The following is a 3596-nucleotide window of genomic DNA, read 5'->3' on the forward strand; positions in this document are numbered from 1 at the left end:
GCCACACCTCCGGCGCCACCAGTTCGGCGGCCCTGACCCTGAGCGCCCCCAAGGCGGCGGCCGGCGTCGCGGTCACGTTCCGGGGCACCGAGGGCACCGAAAGCCTCCCCGAGGGCCGCGACACCTCCGTCACCTCTTTCGGCGCCGCGATCGACGCGCTGCTCACGGCGATCGGCACCGGGACCCCGCACGCGTGCGACGCCCGCTACGGCGCCCGGCTCACGGAAATCCTCGCGGAGGCGGAGGCGCAGCTCAAGGCGGCGGGGGAGTAGCGGCCGACCCGCACGCGGCGCCCGCCTCTCCACCGCGCGCCCGCCCGGCCGCGCGCGTCCATCCGGCTGCCGTGACCTCCCGGCCCACCGGCGCCCTCCCCGCTGCCCGCGCCCTCCCGGCTGCCCGCGCCCGTCGTGCCGTCCGGCGGGCGCGGGCAGCCGGGAGGGATGCCCGCGCAGGCGCACGGCAGTCCCCGCCCGGCCCATCCCCGCACCGGCCACCTGTCGACATATCCGTGTTGTCTGCTCGTACGACCGGACGCTGCTCCTTCGTCCGAGTGGATCCCGGGCCCCGCGCCGCCCTCGCCCGCCCCCGGCCGGGCACCCGTACCGCCCCGCCGGGCCCCCTCGCGCGGCAGGTGTGGCGCCGGGGGCCGCGGGGAACCCGTGGGTGCGTACCTGACCGGCACGACCGCACCGGCCCCGGCCGCCGGCGCTGACGGGTGGCGAAGATGAGCTCGTACATGGGACCAGAGGACTACGGACAGGACCCCCTCGGGGAATTCCTCGCCCGGTTCTTCGGCGGTGGCAGCCCCTCCCAGGGGCCCCGCCGGCCCCGGTACTACGACTTCGCGCGCCTCATGAGCGAGCCCACCCGCCAGCTCGTCCAGGAGGCCGCCAACTACGCCGCCCAGAACGGCAGCAGCGACCTCGGCACCGAGCACCTGCTGCGCGCCGCCGTCGCCGCCGAGCCCACGCGGGAACTCCTCGCCCAGGCCGGGGTGGACCCCGACCAGGTGGGCGCCGAGATCGACGAGCACGCCGAGCGAGGCCCGGCGCGCAGCTCCATCGCCGTCAGTCCCGCCGTCAAACGCGCCCTCATGGACTCGCACGACATCGCCCGCGCCTCCGGCTCCTCCTACATCGGCCCCGAGCACCTGCTCGCGGCCCTCGCGGCCAACAAGGACGCCACCGCGGGGCGCATCCTGGACGCCGCCCGCTTCTCGCCCGGCGGTCCCGGGCCCGCCCCCGGCGAGCACCCGGGCGGCGCGTGGGGCGGCGGCGAGCGCGGCACCGTCCCCGGCGCGGGGACCGGCCGCAACAGCGGCACGCCCACCCTCGACAAGTACGGCACCGACCTCACCGAGGCCGCCCGCCAGGGCCGCGTCGATCCCGTCATCGGCCGCGAGAAGGAGATCGAGCAGACCGTCGAGGTCCTCGCCCGGCGCGGCAAGAACAACCCGGTCCTCATCGGTGAGGCCGGGGTCGGCAAGACCGCCGTCGTGGAAGGACTCGCGCAGCGGATGGCCGACGGCGACGTGCCGGACATCCTCGCCGACCGCCGCGTGGTCCAGCTCAACCTGTCGGCGCTCGTCGCCGGCACCCGCTACCGGGGCGACTTCGAGGAACGGCTCACCGCGCTCGTGGACGAGGTCCGCGAGCACTCCGACGACGTCATCGTCTTCATCGACGAACTGCACACCGTCGTCGGCGCGGGCGGCGGGGGAGGCGGCGAGGGCGGCGGCTCGATGGACGCGAGCAACATGCTCAAGCCCGCGCTCGCGCGCGGCGAACTCCACGTGATCGGCGCCACCACGCTGGAGGAGTACCGCCGCTACATCGAGAAGGACGCCGCACTCGCCCGCCGCTTCCAGCCGATCCTCGTCCCCGAGCCGGCGCCCGCCGACGCCGTCGAGATCCTGCGCGGACTGCGCGACCGCTACGAGGCCCACCACCAGGTCCGCTACACCGACGAAGCACTCGTCGCCGCCGTGGAGCTCTCCGACCGCTACCTCGCCGACCGCTTCCTCCCCGACAAGGCCATCGACCTCATCGACCAGGCCGGCGCCCGCGTCCGGATGCGCTCCTCCACCCGGGGCACCGACGTGCGCGCCCTCCAGCGCGAGGCCGAGCAGGTGCGCCGCGACAAGGACCAGGCCGTCGCCGCCGAGCAGTACGAACGTGCCACCGAACTCCGCGACCGGCTCGGCGAGCTGGAGAAGCGCGTCGAGGCCAGCGGCGAACCGCACCCCAACAAGGACACCATCGCCGAGGTCACCGTCGAGGACATCGCCGACGTCGTCTCGCGCCGGACCGGTATCCCCGTCAGCTCGCTGACCCAGGAGGAGAAGGAGCGCCTGCTCGGCCTGGAGGAGCACCTGCACGCGCGTGTCATCGGCCAGGACGAGGCCGTCTCGGCCGTCGCCGACGCCGTGCTCCGCTCGCGCGCCGGGCTCTCCACCGGGGACCGGCCCATCGGCAGCTTCCTCTTCCTCGGCCCGACCGGCGTCGGCAAGACCGAACTCGCCCGCACCCTCGCCGAAGCCCTCTTCGGCAGCGAGGACCGCATGGTGCGCCTCGACATGAGCGAGTACCAGGAACGCCACACCGTCTCGCGCCTCGTCGGGGCCCCGCCCGGATACGTGGGACACGAGGAGGCCGGGCAGCTCACCGAGGCCGTGCGCCGCAACCCGTACTCGCTCCTCCTCCTGGACGAGATCGAGAAGGCCCACCCGGACGTCTTCAACATCCTCCTCCAGGTACTGGACGACGGCCGGCTCACCGACTCCCAGGGCCGCACCGTCAACTTCACCAACACCGTCATCGTCATGACGAGCAACCTCGGCTCCGAGGTGATCACGAGCAAGGGCCGCCTCGGGTTCGGCGGCAACGACGCCGGGAGCGACGAGGAGGACCGCAGGGAACGCGTCCTGCGCCCGCTGCGCGAGAACTTCCGGCCCGAGTTCCTCAACCGCATCGACGAGATCGTCATCTTCCGGCAGCTCGACGACACCCAACTGCGCCGCATCACCGACCTGTTGCTGGACGAGACGCGCCGCGGACTGCGCGCCCAGGGCGTCGAGGTCGCCTTCACACCCGCCGCCGTCGCCTGGATCGCCCACCACGGCTACCAGCCCGAGTACGGCGCGCGCCCCCTGCGCCGCACCATCCAGCGCGAGGTCACCAACGAGCTCTCGCGCAAACTCCTGCGCGGCGAACTCCCCGAGCACACGGCCCTGGTCGTGGACGCCGAGGAGGGCGCGCCCCGCCTCGTCTTCCGCACGGAGACCGAGACGGGCAAGGGCACACGGACGGAACCGGCCACGGACTGACGCGGACGCCGCGCGCGTGCGCGGGGCACCCCGGGCGGGGCCCCACGACGCGGCCGGGGACGGGTGCCCCGCGACGCGCTCGGGGCGCCCGTCCCGCGCGCCCGCCCCTACCGGTCCCCGCCGTCCGCCGCCGCCATGAGCGCCGCCAGGTCGAGCTTGCCCATCGTCATCATGGCCGCCATCGCCCGCCCCGCGCGTTCCTGGTCGGGGCCCGCCAGGAGGTCGAGGAAGGGGACGGGGGCGATCTGCCAGGACAGGCCCCAGCGGTCCT

Annotated in this window: 1 protein-coding gene and 1 pseudogene; both read left to right on the plus strand. The window is 74.6% G+C overall.

What is annotated here, in order from left to right:
• Positions 1-272, plus strand: a pseudogene (locus SSBG_RS28580) (gfo/Idh/MocA family oxidoreductase); the annotation flags it as partial.
• A 464-nt stretch (positions 273-736) separates the two neighbouring features.
• On the plus strand, positions 737-3325 hold the full coding sequence (locus SSBG_RS28590) for an ATP-dependent Clp protease ATP-binding subunit (protein WP_008749517.1): 2589 nt from the start codon (positions 737-739) through the stop codon (positions 3323-3325).
• Positions 3326-3596 lie beyond the last annotated feature (271 nt).

Origin of the sequence: Streptomyces sp. SPB074, from assembly GCF_000154905.1 — a bacterium.
Classification (GTDB): domain Bacteria; phylum Actinomycetota; class Actinomycetes; order Streptomycetales; family Streptomycetaceae; genus Streptomyces.